Source organism: Streptomyces sp. NPDC006687, assembly GCF_040636215.1.
In the GTDB taxonomy this organism is placed as follows: domain Bacteria; phylum Actinomycetota; class Actinomycetes; order Streptomycetales; family Streptomycetaceae; genus Streptomyces.
In genome coordinates this window covers 1-18,159 of sequence record NZ_JBEYJJ010000028.1, presented here as the reverse complement: position 1 = coordinate 18,159, position 18,159 = coordinate 1, and the positions used below count along the sequence as shown (strand labels likewise).

The 18,159-nt window shown below is 71.8% G+C and carries 17 protein-coding genes and 1 tRNA gene; 12 read left to right on the top strand and 6 right to left on the bottom strand.

The features are described from left to right. Nucleotides 1–19 precede the first annotated feature (19 nt). The 4 genes from ABZ716_RS24190 to ABZ716_RS24175 are packed head-to-tail and all read left to right on the top strand — an operon-like array spanning nt 20 to nt 5,169. Entirely contained in the window at nt 20–1,525 is a 1,506-nt protein-coding gene (locus tag ABZ716_RS24190; RefSeq protein WP_358961649.1) for an aspartate aminotransferase family protein, read from the top strand. Further along, a complete protein-coding gene (locus ABZ716_RS24185) occupies nt 1,509–2,810 on the top strand; it encodes a SidA/IucD/PvdA family monooxygenase (RefSeq protein WP_358961647.1) in 1,302 nt (433 codons plus the stop codon). Before ABZ716_RS24190 ends, ABZ716_RS24185 begins: the two co-directional genes overlap by 17 nt. Continuing rightward, nucleotides 2,807–3,391, top strand: coding sequence for a GNAT family N-acetyltransferase (locus ABZ716_RS24180; RefSeq protein WP_358961644.1), 585 nt, complete (start codon nt 2,807–2,809; stop codon nt 3,389–3,391). The genes ABZ716_RS24185 and ABZ716_RS24180 overlap by 4 nt, the downstream gene beginning before the upstream one ends. After that, nucleotides 3,388–5,169 carry an IucA/IucC family siderophore biosynthesis protein gene (locus tag ABZ716_RS24175; RefSeq protein ID WP_358961642.1) on the top strand — a complete coding sequence of 594 codons (1,782 nt, stop codon included), beginning with the start codon at nt 3,388–3,390 and terminating at the stop codon, nt 5,167–5,169. Before ABZ716_RS24180 ends, ABZ716_RS24175 begins: the two co-directional genes overlap by 4 nt. Before the next feature lie 139 nt (nt 5,170–5,308). On the opposite strand, the gene ABZ716_RS24170 is transcribed toward ABZ716_RS24175, so the two are convergent. Beyond that, the gene (locus ABZ716_RS24170; protein WP_358961639.1) at nt 5,309–6,913 is read right to left on the bottom strand and encodes a beta-N-acetylhexosaminidase; all 1,605 of its coding nucleotides are present in this window, start codon (nt 6,911–6,913) and stop codon (nt 5,309–5,311) included. 63 nt (nt 6,914–6,976) lie between these two features. Between ABZ716_RS24170 and ABZ716_RS24165 the strand changes: the two genes are divergently transcribed. The 3 genes from ABZ716_RS24165 (at nt 6,977) to glmS (ending at nt 10,200) form a co-directional block, all read left to right on the top strand. Beyond that, complete coding sequence (locus tag ABZ716_RS24165; protein ID WP_358810085.1) at nt 6,977–7,885, top strand: DUF4429 domain-containing protein; 909 nt, start codon at nt 6,977–6,979, stop codon at nt 7,883–7,885. 132 nt (nt 7,886–8,017) lie between these two features. Then, a complete protein-coding gene (locus tag ABZ716_RS24160) occupies nt 8,018–8,293 on the top strand; it encodes a hypothetical protein (RefSeq protein WP_351885284.1) in 276 nt (91 codons plus the stop codon). Nucleotides 8,294–8,382: 89 nt separating this feature from the next. Further along, nucleotides 8,383–10,200, top strand: coding sequence for a glutamine--fructose-6-phosphate transaminase (isomerizing) (gene glmS, locus ABZ716_RS24155; protein WP_358810086.1), 1,818 nt, complete (start codon nt 8,383–8,385; stop codon nt 10,198–10,200). A 77-nt stretch (nt 10,201–10,277) separates the two neighbouring features. Here the strand turns inward: glmS and ABZ716_RS24150 are convergent, their stop codons facing one another. Together ABZ716_RS24150 and ABZ716_RS24145 are read right to left on the bottom strand one after the other, a co-directional pair. Continuing rightward, entirely contained in the window at nt 10,278–10,847 is a 570-nt protein-coding gene (locus tag ABZ716_RS24150) for an acetate uptake transporter (protein WP_358961637.1), read from the bottom strand. A 97-nt stretch (nt 10,848–10,944) separates the two neighbouring features. Beyond that, a complete protein-coding gene (locus tag ABZ716_RS24145; RefSeq protein WP_351885275.1) occupies nt 10,945–11,475 on the bottom strand; it encodes a universal stress protein in 531 nt (176 codons plus the stop codon). Nucleotides 11,476–11,945: 470 nt separating this feature from the next. On the opposite strand from ABZ716_RS24145, the gene ABZ716_RS24140 reads away from it, so the two are divergent. The 4 genes from ABZ716_RS24140 (at nt 11,946) to ABZ716_RS24125 (ending at nt 14,691) form a co-directional block, all read left to right on the top strand. Continuing rightward, entirely contained in the window at nt 11,946–12,269 is a 324-nt protein-coding gene (locus ABZ716_RS24140) for a hypothetical protein (protein ID WP_358810226.1), read from the top strand. A 376-nt stretch (nt 12,270–12,645) separates the two neighbouring features. Next, the gene (locus tag ABZ716_RS24135; protein ID WP_358810088.1) at nt 12,646–13,818 is read left to right on the top strand and encodes a helix-turn-helix domain-containing protein; all 1,173 of its coding nucleotides are present in this window, start codon (nt 12,646–12,648) and stop codon (nt 13,816–13,818) included. A gap of 92 nt (nt 13,819–13,910) precedes the next feature. Then, nucleotides 13,911–14,513, top strand: a complete 603-nt coding sequence (gene orn / locus ABZ716_RS24130; protein ID WP_358810089.1) for an oligoribonuclease — start codon at nt 13,911–13,913, stop codon at nt 14,511–14,513. Between the two features lie 105 nt (nt 14,514–14,618). Further along, nucleotides 14,619–14,691, top strand: a tRNA-His gene (locus ABZ716_RS24125). 93 nt (nt 14,692–14,784) lie between these two features. On the opposite strand, the gene ABZ716_RS24120 is transcribed toward ABZ716_RS24125, so the two are convergent. The 3 genes from ABZ716_RS24120 to ABZ716_RS24110 form a co-directional block, all read right to left on the bottom strand. Further along, complete coding sequence (locus ABZ716_RS24120) at nt 14,785–15,084, bottom strand: hypothetical protein (RefSeq protein WP_358810090.1); 300 nt, start codon at nt 15,082–15,084, stop codon at nt 14,785–14,787. 88 nt (nt 15,085–15,172) lie between these two features. After that, the gene (locus tag ABZ716_RS24115; protein WP_358961634.1) at nt 15,173–16,570 is read right to left on the bottom strand and encodes a HAMP domain-containing sensor histidine kinase; all 1,398 of its coding nucleotides are present in this window, start codon (nt 16,568–16,570) and stop codon (nt 15,173–15,175) included. An 85-nt stretch (nt 16,571–16,655) separates the two neighbouring features. Next, on the bottom strand, nt 16,656–17,342 hold the full coding sequence (locus ABZ716_RS24110) for a response regulator transcription factor (protein ID WP_351885260.1): 687 nt from the start codon (nt 17,340–17,342) through the stop codon (nt 16,656–16,658). Between the two features lie 78 nt (nt 17,343–17,420). Here ABZ716_RS24110 and ABZ716_RS24105 point away from each other — a divergent pair, with 78 nt between their 5' ends. Further along, nucleotides 17,421–17,963 (top strand): hypothetical protein, encoded by a 543-nt coding sequence (locus tag ABZ716_RS24105; RefSeq protein WP_358961632.1) that lies wholly within the window; start codon nt 17,421–17,423, stop codon nt 17,961–17,963. The last annotated feature ends 196 nt before the right edge of the window (nt 17,964–18,159 follow it).

Sequence of the window (18,159 nt, the reverse complement as noted above, 5' to 3'; positions counted from 1 at the left end):
CCGCCCGGAGGAAAAGTCGATGCGCTCGCATCTGCTGAACGAGACGACCACGGACCTCTACCGGCGCACCGTCTCCGAGGGCGTCGACCGCGTCGCCGCCAGACTCGCGGCCACGCACCGCCCGCACACCGGCATCTCCGTGGACGAACTCGCCCCGGTCATCGACGGCATCGACCTCGACCGCCCGCTGGGTGACGCCACCGCCGCCCTCGACGAGCTGGAGGAGGTCTACCTGCGCGACGCCGTCTACTTCCACCACCCGCGCTACCTGGGCCACCTCAACTGCCCGGTCGTCATCCCGGCGGTGGTCGGCGAGGCCGTCCTGTCCGCCGTCAACTCCTCCCTCGACACCTGGGACCAGTCCATCGGCGGCACGCTCATCGAGCGCCGCCTCATCGACTGGACCGCCCGCCGCATCGGCCTCGGCGAGGGCGCGGACGGCGTCTTCACCTCCGGCGGCAGCCAGTCGAACTTCCACGCGCTGCTCCTCGCCCGCGACGAGGCGTGCCGGATCGTCATGAAGCGGGCCCTGGACGAGGGCACCGAGCTCACCAAGGCCGAACTCCTGCCCCGGCTGCGCGTCTTCACCTCCGAGGCCAGCCACTTCAGCGTGCAGAAGTCGGCCGCCATGCTCGGCCTCGGCTACGAGGCCGTCATCTGCGTCCCCGTCGACCGCCACCGCCGGATGGACACCTCCCTGCTCGCCCTGGAGCTGGAGAACTGCGCCGCCGAGGGCCTGTTCCCGATGGCCGTCGTCGCCACCGCCGGCACCACCGACTTCGGGTCCATCGACCCGCTCCCCGAGATCTCCCGCCTGACCGCCGAGCACTCCGCCTGGATGCACGTGGACGCCGCCTACGGCTGCGGGCTGCTGGCCTCTCCCACCCGCCGGCACCTCCTCGACGGTATCGAGCACGCCGACTCGGTCACCGTGGACTACCACAAGTCCTTCTTCCAGCCGGTGAGTTCCAGCGCGATGCTGGTACGCGACCGCGACACCCTGCGGCACGCCACCTACCACGCGGACTACCTCAACCCCCGGCGGATGGCCGAGGAGCGGATCCCCAACCAGGTCGACAAGTCGATCCAGACCACCCGCCGCTTCGACGCCCTCAAGCTGTGGATGACCCTGCGCGTGATGGGCGCCGACGGCGTCGGCTCGCTCTTCGACGAGGTCGTGGACCTGGCCGCCGCCGGCTGGGAGATCCTCGACGCCGACCCCCGCTTCGAGGTCGTCGTCAGACCGCAGCTCTCCACCCTGGTCTTCCGCTACGTCCCGACCTTGGACGGTGACGGTGGCGAACCGCGCCCCGACCTCCTGGACGAGGCCCAGCTGCACGCCCGCAAGGCCCTGTTCGCCTCCGGCGAGGCCGTCGTCGCCGGGACCAAGGTCGACGGGAAGCAGTACCTGAAGTTCACCCTCCTCAACCCGCAGACCACGACGGCCGACATCACCGCCGTCCTCGACCTCGTCGCCGCACACGCCGAACAGTTCCTGGGAGAGTCCCTTGCCGTCCACCGCTGAGCCCTACGACTTCATCGGCATCGGCCTGGGTCCCTTCAACCTGGGACTCGCCTGCCTGACCGCGCCCATCGACGAGCTGAACGGCCTGTTCATCGAGTCGAAGCCGCACTTCGAGTGGCACGCGGGGATGTTCCTCGACGGCGCGCACCTCCAGACGCCGTTCATGTCGGACCTGGTCACCCTCGCCGACCCGACCTCGCCCTTCTCCTTCCTGAACTACCTGAAGGACAAGGACCGGCTGTACTCCTTCTACATCCGGGAGAACTTCTACCCGCTGCGCGCCGAGTACAACGACTACTGCCGGTGGGCCGCCGACCGGCTCGACAACGTCCGGTACTCCACCTCCGTCACCGAGGTCACGTACGACGAGGCGGCCGGGGTCTACGCGGTGCGCACGGACGGCGGTGAAACGTTCCTGGCCCGCCGCCTGGTCCTCGGCACCGGCACCCCGCCGCACGTCCCGGCGTCCTGCGAGAACCTGGGCGGCGACCTCCTCCACAACTCCGCGTACATGGAGCACAAGGAGGCCCTCCAGCGGAAGAGGTCCATCACCCTGATCGGCTCCGGCCAGAGCGCCGCCGAGATCTACTACGACCTCCTCACCGAGATCGACGTCCACGGCTACCAGCTCAACTGGGTGACCCGCTCCCCGCGCTTCTTCCCCCTCGAATACACCAAGCTCACCCTGGAGATGACCTCCCCGGAGTACGTGGACTACTTCCACGCCCTCCCCGAGGAGACCCGCTACCGGCTGGAGACCCAGCAGAAGAACCTCTTCAAGGGCATCGACGGCGACCTCATCAACGCCATCTTCGACCTGCTCTACCAGAAGAAGATCACCATGCCGGGCCCGGTCCCCACCACCCTGCTCACCAACACCTCCCTGAACAGCACGGCGTACGACACCACCACCGGCACGTACACCCTGGGCCTGCGCCAGGAGGAGCAGGAGCGGGACTTCTCCCTGACCACCGAGGGCCTGGTCCTCGCCACGGGCTACCGGTACCGCGTCCCGGAGTTCCTGGCGCCCGTCCGCCACCGCCTGAACTTCGACGGCCACGGCCGTCTCGACGCCGGCCGCAACTACGCCGTCGACGTCACCGGCCGCGGGGTCTACCTCCAGAACGGCACCACCCACAACCACTCCCTCACCTCGCCCGACCTGGGCATGGCCGCGTACCGCAACGCGTACATCGTGGGTGAGCTCCTCGGCCGGGAGTACTACAAGGTCGAGAAGTCCATCGCGTTCCAGCAGTTCGCGGCCCCGGAAGGCACGTACGTATGAGCACCACCACCCTCTTCTCCCGCACCGACCCGGTCCTGGGCACCTTCTCGATCCGCCCCCTGGACCCCTTCGCCGACGCGGAACTCCTGCACGCCTGGGTCACCCACCCGAAGGCCGGGTTCTGGATGATGCAGGACGCCACCCTCACCGACGTCGAACGCGAGTACGTCCGGATCACCGCGCACGAGCACCACCACGCCTTCCTCGGCCTCCACGAGGGCCGCCCGGCCTTCCTGATGGAGAGCTACGACCCCGCGCACCTGGAGCTCGTCGGCCTGTACGAGACCCGGCCGGGGGACGTCGGGATGCACTTCCTCGTCGCCCCGACCGACACCCCGCTCTCCGGCTTCACCCGCGCGGTCATCACCACCGTCATGGCGGCCCTCTTCGCGGACCCGGCCACCGAGCGCGTCGTGGTCGAGCCGGACGTCCGCAACACGGCGGTCCACGCCCTCAACGAGGCGGTCGGCTTCGTCGCGGAAGGCCCCGTCACCAAGCCGGAGAAGGAAGCCCTCCTCAGCTTCTGCACCCGCGCCCAGTTCGAGGCGGCCACCGCCCACACCACCGGGGTCTCGATATGAACCTCTCCGACGCCGTCACCCACCTCACCCCCGAGCTGTGGGCCCGCGCCAACCGCGCCCTGGTCCGCAAGGCCCTGGCGGAGTTCTCCCACGAACGCCTGCTGACCCCGGAGCCCCTGGGCGATGACCACTACCGCGTCCTCAGCGACGACGGCACGGTCGAGTACCGCTTCCGTGCCGTCGTCCACGCCCTGGACCACTGGTCGGTGGACGAGTCCTCCGTCACCCGCCACCGCGACGGCGCGGCAGCGGGCCTGGACGCCCTGGACTTCCACATAGAGCTCCGCCACTCCCTGGGCCTGAGCGAGGAAGTCCTCCCGGTCTACCTGGAGGAGATCTCCTCCACCCTGGCCGGCACGGCCTACAAGTACACCAAGCCGCAAACCCCCTCCCCCACCCTCGCCAAGTCCTCCTTCCAGGACATCGAGACGGGCATGACCGAGGGCCACCCCTGCTTCGTGGCCAACAACGGCCGCCTGGGCTTCGGCGTCGACGAGTACCGCGCGTACGCCCCCGAGACCGCGAGCCCGGTCCACCTGGTCTGGGCCGCCGCCCACAAGGAGGTCTCCACCTTCACCGCGGGCGCGGGCCTGGACCACGACACGTTCCTGCGCGAGGAACTGGGCGAGGCGGCCATCGCCGGCTTCGAGGCGAAACTGACGGCCCTGGGCCTCGACCCGTCCGACTACCACTACCTCCCGGTCCACCCCTGGCAGTGGTGGAACAAGACGACGGTCACCTTCGCGGCCGAGATCGCCAACCAGCGCCTGGTCCTCCTGGGCGAGGGCGAGGACGCCTACCTCCCCCAGCAGTCCATCCGCACCTTCTTCAACACCACGACGCCCACGAAGCACTACGTCAAGACGGCCATCTCGGTCCTGAACATGGGCTTCATGCGCGGCCTCTCCGCCGCCTACATGGAGGCCACCCCGGCCATCAACGACTGGCTCCACCGGCTGATCGAGTCGGACGAGACCCTCCGCTCGGTCGACTTCTCGATCATCCGCGAGCGCGCGGCGATCGGCTACCACCACCGCCAGTACGAACGCGCGACGGACCGCTACTCCCCGTACCGCAAGATGCTGGCCGCGCTGTGGCGCGAGTCCCCGGTGAACTCCCTCCGGGACGGCGAACGCCTGGCCACGATGGCCTCCCTCCTCCACGTGGACGCGGACGGAAAGTCCTTCGTGGGCGCCCTGATCGCCGAATCGGGCCTCACCCCGTCGGAATGGCTCCGCCCCTACCTCCGGGCCTACCTCCTCCCCCTCCTGCACTGCTTCTACCAGTACGACCTCGCCTACATGCCGCACGGCGAGAACACCATCCTGGTGATCAGGGACGGGGTGGTGCAGCGGGCGGTCTTCAAGGACATCGCCGAGGAGATCGTGGTCATGGACCCGACCGCGGTCCTCCCGCCGGCCGTCGAACGCATCCGGGCGGACATCCCGGAGGACATGAAGCTCCTGTCCGTCTTCACGGACGTCTTCGACTGCTTCTTCCGCTTCCTGAACGCGATCCTGGTCACGGAAGGCATCTGCGACGAACCGACGTTCTGGCAGGCGGTGGCGGACTGCGCCCACGACTACCAGCAGTCCCACCCCACCCTCGCGGACCGCTTCGCCCGCTACGACCTCTTCACCCCGGAATTCCAGCTCTCCTGCCTGAACCGCCTCCAACTCCGCAACAACCAACAAATGGTCGACCTCTCCGACCCCTCGGCGGCCCTCCAACTGATCGGCACCCTCGAAAACCCCATAGCCCCCTACGCCCACCGCTGACGGTGACCAAGGAGGGGGCGGCTCCGATCCGGTCCTTCGTAGCCGCCCCTCCGGCTTCGGCGTGAGACTCACCCGCGTCAGGCTCTTCAACCCGAGCCACGAGCAGCTCGCTCCCCGCACCGGGTGACCGCCGGGCCCGCTACGGCCACGGCACCTCCGGAGCCCGGTAGTAGGTGATGTCCTGGGCGTCCAGCCGGGGGCCCTGGGCGGCCAGGCGTGCCCGGTGGGCGGTCCAGTCCAGGGCGGTCGCGGGCGACCAGGCGAGTTCCGCCAGGCTGAGGAGGCGGGGGAAGGCCATCAGCTCCCAGTCGGAGCGGCTGGAGATGGTCTCCGTCCAGAGCGGGGCCTCCACGCCGAGGACCGCGGACTCGGGGACACCGGGGAGGTAGCTGCCCGGGTTCCAGGAGTAGGCGCGCGGGGCGGGGACGTAGCCCGCCCAGGCCAGACCCGGCCCGGTCCGCTTGTCGTACTTCATGTCCAGGTAGGCGTGGTCCGCCGGTGAGAGGACCAGGCGGTGGCCCGCCTTGGCCGCCGCCGCGACCGCCGTCTTCTCCGCGTCGGGCGTCCGGTCATGGCCCCAGTACTGGAGGACCGCTCCCGGCGCCGGGCGGGCGGAGGCCAGCTGGTGCCAGGCCATCACCGTCTTGCCGTGCGCGGCCACCACCGCCTGGGCGCGGTCCATGAACGCCGCGTAGTCCGCCGCCGGGGTGGAGTGGGCCTCGTCGCCGCCGATGTGGAGGTAGGGGCCGGGGGTGAGGGCGGCGAGTTCGCCGAGGACGTCGTCGACGAACTCGTACGTGCGCTCCTTGCCCACGCACAGGGAGCTGAAGCCGACCTTGGTGCCGGTGTAGCGCGCGGGCGCCTTGCCGTCGCAGGTCAGCTCGCCGTAGGCGGCCTGGGCGGCGTTGACGTGGCCCGGCATGTCGATCTCCGGTACCACGGTGACGTAGCGGTCCGCCGCGTAGGCGACCAGCTCGCGGTAGTCCTCCTTGGACCAGGAGCCGCCGGGGCCGCCGCCGACCTCGCTCGCGCCGCCGTACTCGGCGAGCCGGGGCCAGGAGTCGATCGCGATGCGCCAGCCCTGGTCGTCGGTGAGGTGCACGTGCAGGGTGTTGAACTTGTACTGGGCGAGCTGGTCGACGTAGCGCTTGGCCTGCTCCACCGGGAAGTGGTGCCGGGCGATGTCGATCATGGCTCCGCGGTAGGCGAAGCGCGGGCTGTCCGTCACCGTCGCGCCCGGGACCGTCCCCGCGCCGCGCACCGGCAGCAGCTGCCGCAGGGTCTGGCCCGCGTGGAAGAGGCCCGCCGGGGTGCGCGCGGTGAGGGTGATGCCCGTGGGGGTGCTCCGCAGCCGGTAGCCCTCCTCGCCGAGCCCCCCGGCCCCCGGGTCGAGGAGCAGCCGCACCCCGTCGCCGGCCGCCCCGTCCGAGCCGTCCGCCACCGGCAGCGGCAGACCGCTCGGCCCGCGCAGCTGCTCCGCGAGGAGTTCGCCGATCCGCCGGACCTCCTCCGGCGTGCCGGGACCGCCGGTCCGGATGACCGTGCCCGCGCCGAAGGCGTACCCGGGGCCCTCGGCCCGTACGGAGGACGGTGCCGGCAGGAGCCGCTGGTAGGGGGTGAGGGGGGCGGCGGCGGCCGGTTTGGCGTCGTCGCCGTGGGCCGCGGTGCAGGAGACGGCGGCGGACAGGAGCAGGAGGCCGCACAGGGAGCCGAGCGTGCGGCGCGGTACGCGCAGGACTGACATGCGCCCAGGTATAGGCCCAACACCCCCCACCGGGGCTCCACATACCGGTGGGAGAATGCCCGGATGGCGGAAATCATCCAGAAGGACGGTACGTGGACCTTCGACGGGGACGCGGTGCGCGTCGTGCCGGGCCGCGACAAGGGGGTGGGGCTGCTCCGGCAGGCGCTCGGTGAGGTGGTGGTGCCGCTGCGCGCCATCGGGGGGATCAGCTACGAGCCCGGCCGCAGGGCCGGCCGGCTGCGGCTGAGGCTGCGCGACGGCGCCGACCCGCTGCTCCAGGTGACGGGCGGACGGCTGCCGGAGTCCTCGGACCCCTACCGGCTGACCGTGGAGCCGGACCGGTCGGGTGTGGCGGAGTACTTCGTGGACGAGGTCCGGCACGCGCTGCTGCTGGACCAGGTGGACCCCGGGCCCTCGGACACCTACCTGCTGCCGGGCCCGGCGGTGCCGGTCTCGGCCGGCGCGGGCGACGGGACGGCGTCCTTCGACGGCGACCGGGTGGTGCTCGACTGGAACTGGACCACCGAGGAGGCGAAGTCCTCGGGCGGCCCGCGCACGTTCCGGGTGGCGGACGTGCGGGCGGTGGAGTGGGCCCCCTCGAAGGGGCTGGACAACGGCTGGCTGCGCTTCACCCTGGCGGGCGCCCCGCCGGCGCCGGCGCCCAAGTACGACCCCTGCACGGTGGAGCTCTTCGGCTTCAAGAAGGACCCGCTGATGGCGCTGGTCGCGGCGGCCGTGGCCGTCCGGATGCCCCACCCGGCGGCCCCCGCCCCGGCGGCGGCGCCCGCCGTTCCCGCCCCGGCCCTCCCCCTCGCCGACGCCGCCCCCGTCCTGGCCGGTGAGCCGGCGGACCACGACACCCTGCTGCGGCGCCTGCGCGAGCTCGGCGAACTGCACCGGGCCGGGGTGCTCACGGCGGAGGAGTTCTCGGCGGCAAAGGCCGCCATCCTGGGCGGCTTCACCACCCCTTGAGACCGGCATCGCGACGGAATCGAGCCGGGATCGAGACCGGAATCATCCGTTCCTTGGTCCAGACCAGCAGGATCCTGCCCGCTTCCGGGCAGGATCTTTGCGTTTCCGCCCCCGGACCGTCAATATCTACTGGTGCTCGACCGCCGACCGTCCCATGACGAACTCGTCGACCACCTGGTACGCACCACCGCGCTGCAGCGCGGCGAGGCCGCCCGGGTGGTGCTCGACGTGCTCGCGTACTTCGACGAGACCACCGAGGAGTTCGTCCGCCGCCGCCACCGCGAGCTGCAGTCCGGCGGGTCGGTCAACGCGGAGATCTTCGAGCGGATCGCGGCGGAACTGCCGCACCGTGCCGTGGCGCCTCCGGAGCTCTCGCTCCGGCAGCTGCGCCGCATCGTCTACGGCTGAGACGCCGCATCGTCTCAAGACCAGGCGGGCCCGCACGGGCCGGTACGCGTCCGGGCACGGACACCGAACTTCAGGAGGGGCAACACCGTATGTGCGGAATCGTCGGTTACATCGGCAAGCGCGACGTGGCACCACTGCTGCTGGAGGGCCTCCAGCGGCTCGAATACCGCGGCTACGACTCGGCGGGCATCGTCGTCAACAGCCCCAAGTCCGCGGCCCTGAAGGTCGTCAAGGCCAAGGGCCGGGTCCGTGACCTGGAGTCGCGCGTCCCCAAGCGCTTCGCCGGCACCACCGGCATCGCCCACACCCGCTGGGCCACGCACGGCGCGCCGAGCGACCTCAACTCCCACCCCCACCTCGACGCCGAGAACAAGGTCGCGGTCGTCCACAACGGCATCGTGGACAACGCCGCCGAGCTCCGCGCCAAGCTGGAGGCCGACGGTGTGGTCTTCGTCTCCGAGACCGACACCGAGGTGCTCGTCCACCTGATCGCCCGCTCCCAGGCCGTCACCCTGGAGGAGAAGGTCCGCGAGGCGCTCAAGGTGGTCGAGGGCACGTACGGCATCGCCGTCATGCACGCCGACTTCGCCGACCGCATCGTCGTCGCCCGCAACGGCTCGCCGGTCGTCCTGGGCATCGGCGAGAAGGAGATGTTCGTCGCCTCGGACGTCGCCGCGCTCGTCGCCCACACCCGCCAGGTCGTCACCCTCGACGACGGCGAGATGGCCACCCTCAAGGCCGACGACTTCCGCACCTACACCACCAGCGGTACGACGACCACCGCCACGCCGGAGACCGTGGAGTGGGAGGCCGCCTCCTACGACATGGGCGGCCACGACACCTACATGCACAAGGAGATCTCCGAGCAGCCCGACGCGGTCGACCGCGTGCTGCGCGGCCGGATCGACGACCGGTTCTCCACCGTGCACCTGGGCGGCCTGAACCTGGACCCGCGCGAGGCTCGCGGTATCCGCCGGGTCAAGATCCTCGGCTGCGGCACCTCGTACCACGCGGGCATGATCGGCGCCGGCCTCATCGAGAGCCTGGCCCGGATCCCCGCCGACGCCGAGCCGGCCTCCGAGTTCCGCTACCGCAACCCGGTCGTGGACCCCGACACCCTCTACATCGCGGTCTCCCAGTCCGGTGAGACCTACGACGTGCTCGCGGCGGTCCAGGAGCTCAAGCGCAAGGGCGCCCGCGTCCTCGGCGTGGTCAACGTGGTCGGCTCCGCCATCGCCCGCGAGGCCGACGGCGGCGTGTACGTGCACGCCGGCCCCGAGGTCTGTGTCGTGTCCACCAAGTGCTTCACGAACACCGTCACCGCCTTCGCCCTGCTCGCCCTGCACCTGGGCCGCATCCGCGACCTGTCCGTGGCCGACGGCAAGCGGATCATCGAGGGCCTGCGCAAGCTCCCCGGCCAGATCCAGGAGATCCTGGAGGGCGAGGAGGACATCAAGAAGCTGGCGGCCGAGTACGCCGAGGCCAAGTCGATGATGTTCATCGGCCGGGTCCGCGGCTACCCGGTGGCCCTGGAGGCGTCCCTCAAGCTGAAGGAGATCTCCTACATCCACGCCGAGGCGTACCCGGCCTCCGAGCTCAAGCACGGTCCGCTCGCGCTCATCGAGCCCGCGATGCCGACGGTCGCGATCGTCCCGGACGACGACCTGCTGGAGAAGAACCGCGCGGCGCTGGAGGAGATCAAGGCCCGCAGCGGCCGGATCCTCGCGGTCGCCCACCGGACGCAGGAGAAGGCCGACCACACGATCCTCGTCCCCAAGAACGAGGACGAGCTGGACCCGATCCTGATGGGCATCCCGCTCCAGCTGCTGGCCTACCACACGGCCCTGGCCCTGGGCCGGGACATCGACAAGCCGCGCAACCTGGCGAAGTCCGTCACCGTCGAATAGCACGCGGCAGGGGCGCCACCGGAACTCCGGTGGCGCCCCTGCGCGTTGTGCGGTGCGTACGGTGTCCGGCCGCCCGTTCAGCCGGCCGCGACCGCTCCCCGCCGGGACGTCCTGCCCAGGGCCATCGGCCAGTGCGCCAGCGCGGCGGTGGCCCCGTACCAGGCCAGCAGCCCGGACACGGCCGCGACCCAGCCGCCCGCCTTGGCCAGGGTCGCGCTGTCCGCGAAGGAGGCGATGGCCAGCAGCAGGAGGGCGAGGGTCAGCAGTCCGTAGACGCCCTGTCCGAACACGCCGCTCGCGGCGGCGAGCGTCAGGCTCAGCGCCAGCAGCGCGAAGAAGACCAGAAACGTTCCGGCAGCCTCGTCGGACAGCGGGGCGCCCGCGCCCTTGGCCCAGGTGAACCAGAAGACGCCCAGGCCCGCGAAGGCCGTGCCGTTGAACCCGTTGCCGCCCCGGTATTCGAGGAGGCCGAGGAGGAAGAGGGCCGCGCCGCCGACGTACATCGCGAGCGACACGGAGCTGGCAGCGGTGACACCGTCGAGGACGCCGGTGTGGCCGATACCGAACGCGAGAAGGGTGAGACCCAGGGCGATGTTCCCCAGGGTCGAAGTCGAGGCCGTGCTTCCCGCAGAGACACCATTGTCCACGGCGGGCTCCCTTCGATCTGCAGTTGTTTGCTGCGTCCCAGCAGCACTTATCTACCCTTTACGCGGGTTCACAACCGCACAACCGGCTTACACAGGGTCACGGAATGACAACGACGGGTCGCTGCGCCCGCTTGGCCAGCCGCCCCGCGACCGAGCCGAAGACCCGGCCGACGAGGCCGTGCGTGGAGCCCACCACGATGGCGTCCGCCGAGTACTCCCGGCCGACCTCCTCCAGCTCGTGGCAGATGTCCCCGCCCCGCTCGACGAGGATCCACGGCACCTCGGTCAGGTAGTCCGCGCAGGCCAGCTCCAGACCCAGCACCTCGGTGCGGTGGTCCGGCACGTCCACGAAGACGGGCGGCTCGCAGCCTGCCCACACGGTGGTGGGGAGCCGGTTCGCCACATGCACGATGATCAGGCCGGAGCCGGACCGCCGGGCCATGCCGATGGCGTACGCGAGGGCGCGCTCACTGGACGTGGAGCCGTCGAAGCCGACCACCACCCCGTGCCGGAAGGCCGGGTCGCAGGGCAGGCGTGTCTGTTCCACCGCGCGCAGGTCGCTCGATACGGAATCGGCGGAATGCTTGCGCTTGCGGTCCGCGGGTTCGAAGAATTCGTGACCGGCCATGGATGTCTCGGCGAAAAGTCCTCGGGGGAAGCGACAGGGACGGTTGCGGCGGCTCGGGGTTTCTGACGACGAGGCGGGGGTTTCGGCGACGCTGCGTGACGGAGTTCTGTCCTGGAAGCATCTTTCCAAGCCCTTGCTCCCAGGGTACGGCGACACTCCCGTCCTGCACAGGGCTTGCCGTCCCTGGAGAGCGTCCAAGGGAGCATGCCGGAGCACGGCCCCCTTTGCAATGGCCGCTGCCCCCTACAGCCAGTGACGGAAGGCGCCCGCGCCACCCGTGCGCGCAGTGACCGGGACCCGCACACGGCGTTGGACAAGGGTCCGCCCGTCCAGGAAGAGCCCGCAGGGAGTACGCCGTGCCCGGACATCCGGTTCACCCCGTCCCGCCCGTCCAGCCCGCTCCGCCGGCCGCGTCCGCCCCGTCCCGGGCCGCCCTCACCCCGCCGGGCCGTCGCCGGCTTCACCCGTCCGTGGGGTCCGCCGCGGGGCGGCCGCATGACGACCCCGCGGGTGACGTGGTGCGCTGGGCGGCCTTCAGCTGCCTGCTCGTCCCCGTGGTGCTCGTCGTCTACGGGACCTCGTACGGCGGGGCCGCCGTGGCCACCCTGGGGCTGGCCGCCGTCACGGCCGCCTGCCGGGTGCTGCTGCGGCACTCGGAGAAGAACGGACGGGCCGCGGCGCGGGTACTGCCGCAGGAGCCGGTCGCGCACGGGCACCGCGGCCGGCACTCCCGCAGCGGGTCCGGCGCGCACCGCGGCTGCCACGGCTCCCCGGCCCCTTCCCCTCACGACTGACCGGTTCGCACGTACACACCCGGTTGTTTTCAGCCAACTTCCGGACCAGATGCTTCCCTTGCCGGAATGTCCCCCCAACCCCCCTACCACCAGGGACTACAGAGCGAAGGGGGCCAAAACACCCCATGGGTACTGGCCACGCCCGGATCGCGAGGTTCCCGTACGGCTAGCGGAGTGGAACGCTTCCTGATCGAATGCTTTTCGCCAAGTTGCCAAGTCGACATAGCGCTGCGTGCTGAACTTGTCACGCCGACACCACGGGACGCAGTAGATTCGATCATGCTTTTACGGCGGGGGATCCACGTGCAAGGCCGAGGGGAAACGTGCAGGTGCGACCAGACCAAGGAGTCGCGACACCCAAGGGGGGCTTAGCGTCATGAGCCAGGATTCCACCGCAGTCATCGCCGACGCGGGCAGGAAGCTCGCGGGGCGTCGCCGCAGGGAGATCGTCGCGGTGCTGCTGTTCAGCGGCGGACCGATCTTCGAAAGTTCCATTCCGCTGTCCGTGTTCGGCATCGACCGCCAGGACGCCGGAGTTCCGCGCTACCGGCTGCTCGTGTGCGCCGGGGAGGACGGTCCGCTGCGGACCACCGGCGGACTCGAACTGAGCGCGCCGTACGGACTGGAGGCCATCGCCCGGGCGGGCACGGTCGTCGTCCCGGCCTGGCGCTCCATCACCTCCCCGCCGCCGCCGGAGGCGCTCGACGCCCTGCGGCTGGCCCACGAGGAGGGCGCCCGCATCGTCGGCCTGTGCACGGGGGCGTTCGTCCTCGCCGCGGCCGGACTGCTGGACGGCCGGCCCGCGACGACGCACTGGATGTACGCGCCGACGCTGGCCAAGCGCTACCCGTCCGTCCATGTCGACCCGCGCGAGCTGTTCGTCGACGACGGCGACGTGCTGACCTCCGCCGGGACCGCGGCCGGAATCGACCTGTGCCTGCACATCGTGCGCACGGACCACGGCAGCGAGGCGGCCGGGGCGCTGGCCCGCCGGCTCGTCGTCCCGCCGCGCCGCACCGGCGGCCAGGAGCGCTACCTCGACCGGTCGCTGCCGGAGGAGATCGGCGCCGACCCGCTGGCCGAGGTCGTGGCCTGGGCCCTGGAACACCTCCACGAGCAGTTCGACGTGGAGACGCTGGCCGCCCGCGCCTACATGAGCCGGCGCACCTTCGACCGGCGCTTCCGCTCGCTCACCGGCAGCGCGCCGCTCCAGTGGCTGATCACCCAGCGGGTGCTCCAGGCGCAGCGGCTGCTGGAGACCTCCGACTACTCGGTCGACGAGGTCGCCGGGCGCTGCGGCTTCCGTTCCCCGGTGGCCCTGCGCGGCCACTTCCGCCGGCAGCTGGGGTCCTCCCCGGCCGCCTACCGCTCCGCCTACCGGGCGCGCCGTCCGCAGGCCGACGTGACCCCGGTCTCGGAGCTCTCGGGCGGACCGCTGCCGCACCAGCGCACCCCGCAGCCCCAGCGGGCCGCGGCGGCCCTGGCCGCCTCCGGTCCGAGCGTGACGGAGCTGTACTCCCCGGGGCGGGTGCTGCGCGAGCACGCGTAGCCGCCACCCGCAGGACCCGGACGTCGCATGACGAGGGCCCCCCGCTTCAGCCGGACACCACGGCGGGGGGCCTTCGGCATAAGGTGGGGCGCATGAACGATCGCATGGTGTGGATCGACTGCGAGATGACCGGGCTCTCGTTGACGGACGACGCACTTATCGAGGTGGCCGCGCTGGTCACCGACTCGGAGCTCAACGTGCTCGGCGAAGGGGTGGACATCGTGATCCGCCCGCCGGACGCGGCCCTGGAGACCATGCCGGACGTGGTGCGCGCGATGCACACCGCCTCCGGCCTGCTCGACGAGCTGGCCGGCGGCACGACCCTGGCCGACGCCGAGGCGCAGGTCCTGGCGTACGTACGTGAGCACGTCAAGGAGCCGCGCAAGGCCCCGCTGTGCGGGAACTCCGTCGGGACCGACCGCGGGTTCCTCGCGCGGGACATGCCGGCGCTGGAGGCCCACCTGCACTACCGGATCGTGGACGTGTCCTCGGTCAAGGAGCTGGCGCGCCGCTGGTACCCCCGGGCGTACTTCAACAGCCCGCCGAAGAACGGCAACCACCGGGCGCTCGCGGACATCAAGGAGTCCATCGCCGAGCTGCGGTACTACCGCGAGGCGGTCTTCGTCCCGCAGCCGGGGCCCGACTCGGACACGGCCAGGGCCATCGCCGCCAAGCACGTGGTCGCCGGCGAGTAGGCCCGTAGGACTTCCTGCCGGAGGGGTACGGGGAAAAGGGGGGAGCGAGCACCCTCCCGGACCCTGTACCCTTTTCTTCGGCCGGTCGTTCCACGACCGGACATGGTGGGTGTAGCTCAGTTGGTAGAGCACCTGGTTGTGGTCCAGGTGGCCGCGGGTTCGAGTCCCGTCACTCACCCTGCTGGAAGGCCCCGGTACGCGAAAGCGGACCGGGGCCTTCTGCGTGTCCGCGTGTCCGGGCGTGCGCGGCGGCTCAGGATCAGGCCCAGGCTCAGGCCAGGGAGCGGATCGCGGTGAGGGTCTCCGCCAGCTCCTCCGCCTTCGTGACCGGGGTGACCTCGATCTCGGCGTGGAAGCGGTTGAACAGGTCCCAGGTCAGCAGCGGCAGCTCGGCGCTCTCCTGGAGGTCGAAGACGATCCAGCAGGAGCGCACGCCCTCGTGGAGGCCGAAATACGCCGCCTCCGGCCGGACCCTCTCGATGAACTTCCGCATGGCCTGGACCAGTGCCCCGGTCTGGACGCCCTCGTTGCTGGCGGCCGTGTCCAGGTGCGCCCTGAGCATCACCCTCATGTGCGGTTCCCTCCGTCCCTCCCACCCTCCGTACGGGTGCCGGGCGCGGCAACATCTGCGCCCCCGTCCGGGCGTGGAGGAGGGCGGGTCAGGCGGTCCGCCCGCCCCGGCGGCCGCCGCGGGTACGGCGGGCGCGACGGGCGCCCGGGCCGCGGCCGCCGCGCCGGGCGCGGTCGCCCAGGGCCAGCCACACCCGTACCTCGGTCCCCCCGAGCACCGAGCGCCCCAGCCGTACGTCACCGCCGGTGGACTCCGCGACGCGGCGCACGATGTCCAGGCCGAGCCCGGTGGAGCCGTCGCGGGCGCCGTCGTTGCCGCGTCGCAGGGCCGCGTCCGGGTCGGCGATGCCCGGCCCGGCGTCCGAGACGAGGACGATGACGGCGTCCCCCGCGTCGTGCACGTCGACGGCGAAGGGGGTGCCCTCCGGGGTGTGCCGGAAGACGTTGCCGAGCAGGGCGTCCAGGGCCGCGGCCAGCTCGGGGCGGGCCACCGGGACCCGTACGGTGCGGTCCACGCCCGCGAGCCGCACCGTACGGCCCTCGTCCTCCGCGAGCGCGGACCAGAAGGCCATCCGGTCGCGGATCACCTCGGAGGCGTCGCACCCGGCGGTGGCGGGCGCGGCGGCGGGCGGGCGCTGCTCCCGGGCGGTGCGGATGATCGTGTCCACCTCCCGTTCCAGCTGCTCGACGGCCGCACGGGTGTGCTCGGCGGCCGGGCCGTCGCCGAGCGAGGCCGTGTTGAGGCGCAGCACCGTCAGGGGGGTGCGCAGCCGGTGCGAAAGGTCGGCGGCGAGCTCCCGCTCGTTGGCGAGGAGTTCGACGACCTGGTCCGCCATCGAGTTGAACGCCACCGCAGCCGAGCGGAGTTCCTTCGGGCCGTCCTCGGGGACCCGGGCCCCCAGCCGGCCCTCCCCCAGCTGGTGCGCGGCGTCCGCGAGGCGTTCGGCCGGGCGGACCAGGCGGGCGCCGAGCCGGTCGGCCACCGCCACGGAGCCGACGACCAGGGCGAGGCCGACACCGGCGAGGACCAGCCAGGCGGTGGCCACCCCGTTGCTGACCTCGCTCTCCGGAACGTAGATCTCGATGACGGCGATGTCCCCGGAGCCGAGGGCGATGGGCTGGAGCAGCGCGGAGCCCCCGCCGGTGGCCCGGGCGGTGGTGGCCCGTCCCAGGGAGCGGGTCTCGTCCACCGCGTGCGCGCCCGCCCAGCCCGGGCCGATGTCCACGGGGGCGGCGCCGGCGAGGGCGGGGACGTGGACGGCCATCCGCCGGGCGGCGCCCATCTCGGTGGACTCGACGGCCTTGCGCAGCTGCACCGGGTCGGTGGTGATGGACAGGGTGGGCCCCATGGTGGCGGCCTGCCGCTCGGCGTTGGAGAAGGCCCGGTCGCTGGCCATCTCCTGCACCACCAGCCCCAGGGGCACCGCGAAGGCCACGGCCACCATGGTGGTGACCGCCAGGCACACCTTGACCAGCGCCCACCTCACCTCGGCCGGCCCGCTTCCGCGCCCGCGCGGCGCACCGGTGCGGCCGTCGTGTTCGTCCGCGGCCCGGCGGCCGCGCGTACGGGGCTCACAGCGGCGGCTCCAGCTTCACGCCGACGCCCCTCAGCGTGTGCAGGTAGCGCGGACGGGCGGCGGTCTCGCCGAGTTTGCGGCGGAGCCAGGACAGGTGGACGTCGATGGTCTGGTCGTCCCCGTACGCCTGCTGCCAGACCTCGGCGAGCAGTTCGCGCCGGGCCACGACCACCCCGGGGCGCCCGGCGAGGAAGGCCAGCAGGTCGAACTCCCGCCGGGTGAGGTCGAGTACGGCCCCGTCCAGCTCGGCCTGGCGCCGCAGGGGATCGATGGAGAGCCCGCCGACGCGCAGCACGCACGGGGGCGGTTCGGCCGCCGCGGCCTGGGAGCGGCGCAGGACGGCGGCCATCCGGGCGGAGAGGTGCTCGACGGAGAAGGGCTTGGTCAGGTAGTCGTCGGCGCCGGCGTTGAGCAGCCGGACGATCTCGGCCTCGTCGTCGCGGGCGGTGGCGATGATGACCGGCACGTCGGTGATGCCGCGCAGCATCTTCAGCGCCTCGGAGCCGTCGAGGTCGGGCAGGCCGAGGTCGAGGACGACCACGTCGAAGCGGTGGTGGGCGACCTCGCGCAGGGCCTCCAGGGCCGTGCCGACGCTCCGCACGGTGTGGGCGGCCTCGGTCAGGTGCCGGATGAGGGCGGAACGTACGAACTGGTCGTCCTCGACCACGAGCACACGGGACATGGGCGCACGGTAGTCCATCCGGGCGACGCGGGCGGGCGCCGGGACGGGTCTGTGACGTGTGGTGCAGTATGTGCCCTGATGCGACGAGGACTTGTACATGCCATGGCCTGGGTGGGGGCGACCGCGGCCGCCGCGACCCTGTCGTGGTGGGGTGTGCACACCGTCATGTCCGGTACGGCGTACGATCCTCCGCTCGCGGTCCCGCTGACGACCCGGCCGCTGTCCTCCTCGACGCGGGGCCCGGAGCCCTCGGAATCCGTCTCCCCCTCACCATCGCCGTCGTCGGCGCCGCCCTCGTCCTCCGGGCCGCAGTCCTCGTCGCCGTCCGCCGCGCCGTCGGCTCCCGCGCGGTCGAAGTCCGCCCCGCCCGCGGCCGCGCCGCAGCGCCCGGACGCGGACGGCGGGGTGAAGGGGTACGCCGTCTCGGGCGGCCGGGTGGTCCTGGACCTCGGGGCCTCCTCCGCCGCGCTGGTGTCGGCGACGCCGGAGGCGGGGTGGCGGGTGCAGGTGTGGAAGCAGGACTTCTGGATCCGGGTCACCTTCACCCGTGACGGCCGTGAGGTCTCGGTGTTCTGCACCTGGCACGACCACCCGCCGGTGGTGGAGACCGTCGACCCGTAGCGCGCGTCCAGGTCGTCTCTTTCGGGTCTTGTCGGTCAGGCCCGCGTCTCCCCCGGCTACCGCTGGGAGGTGCCCCCCAGGTGCCGTGCATCGGCGCCTTGGCCGGGCGCCGCCGCACTGGGCGTACTTGGTGCCCGGCCAAGGCGACGCGGTGCGGTGTCGGGCGGCGCGGGTCAGACAAGATCCGGAAGAGACG

Excerpts from the sequence above, each read along its gene's own strand:
- ABZ716_RS24190 (WP_358961649.1), top strand. The coding sequence starts at position 20 with ATGCGCTCGCATCTGCTGAACGAGACGACCACGGACCTCTACCGGCGC.
- ABZ716_RS24180 (WP_358961644.1), top strand. The coding sequence starts at position 2,807 with ATGAGCACCACCACCCTCTTCTCCCGCACCGACCCGGTCCTGGGCACC.
- ABZ716_RS24175 (WP_358961642.1), top strand. The coding sequence starts at position 3,388 with ATGAACCTCTCCGACGCCGTCACCCACCTCACCCCCGAGCTGTGGGCC.
- ABZ716_RS24170 (WP_358961639.1), bottom strand. The coding sequence starts at position 6,913 with ATGTCAGTCCTGCGCGTACCGCGCCGCACGCTCGGCTCCCTGTGCGGC.
- ABZ716_RS24165 (WP_358810085.1), top strand. The coding sequence starts at position 6,977 with ATGGCGGAAATCATCCAGAAGGACGGTACGTGGACCTTCGACGGGGAC.
- glmS (WP_358810086.1), top strand. The coding sequence starts at position 8,383 with ATGTGCGGAATCGTCGGTTACATCGGCAAGCGCGACGTGGCACCACTG.
- ABZ716_RS24145 (WP_351885275.1), bottom strand. The coding sequence starts at position 11,475 with ATGGCCGGTCACGAATTCTTCGAACCCGCGGACCGCAAGCGCAAGCAT.
- ABZ716_RS24135 (WP_358810088.1), top strand. The coding sequence starts at position 12,646 with ATGAGCCAGGATTCCACCGCAGTCATCGCCGACGCGGGCAGGAAGCTC.
- orn (WP_358810089.1), top strand. The coding sequence starts at position 13,911 with ATGAACGATCGCATGGTGTGGATCGACTGCGAGATGACCGGGCTCTCG.
- ABZ716_RS24120 (WP_358810090.1), bottom strand. The coding sequence starts at position 15,084 with ATGAGGGTGATGCTCAGGGCGCACCTGGACACGGCCGCCAGCAACGAG.
- ABZ716_RS24110 (WP_351885260.1), bottom strand. The coding sequence starts at position 17,342 with ATGTCCCGTGTGCTCGTGGTCGAGGACGACCAGTTCGTACGTTCCGCC.
- ABZ716_RS24105 (WP_358961632.1), top strand. The coding sequence starts at position 17,421 with ATGCGACGAGGACTTGTACATGCCATGGCCTGGGTGGGGGCGACCGCG.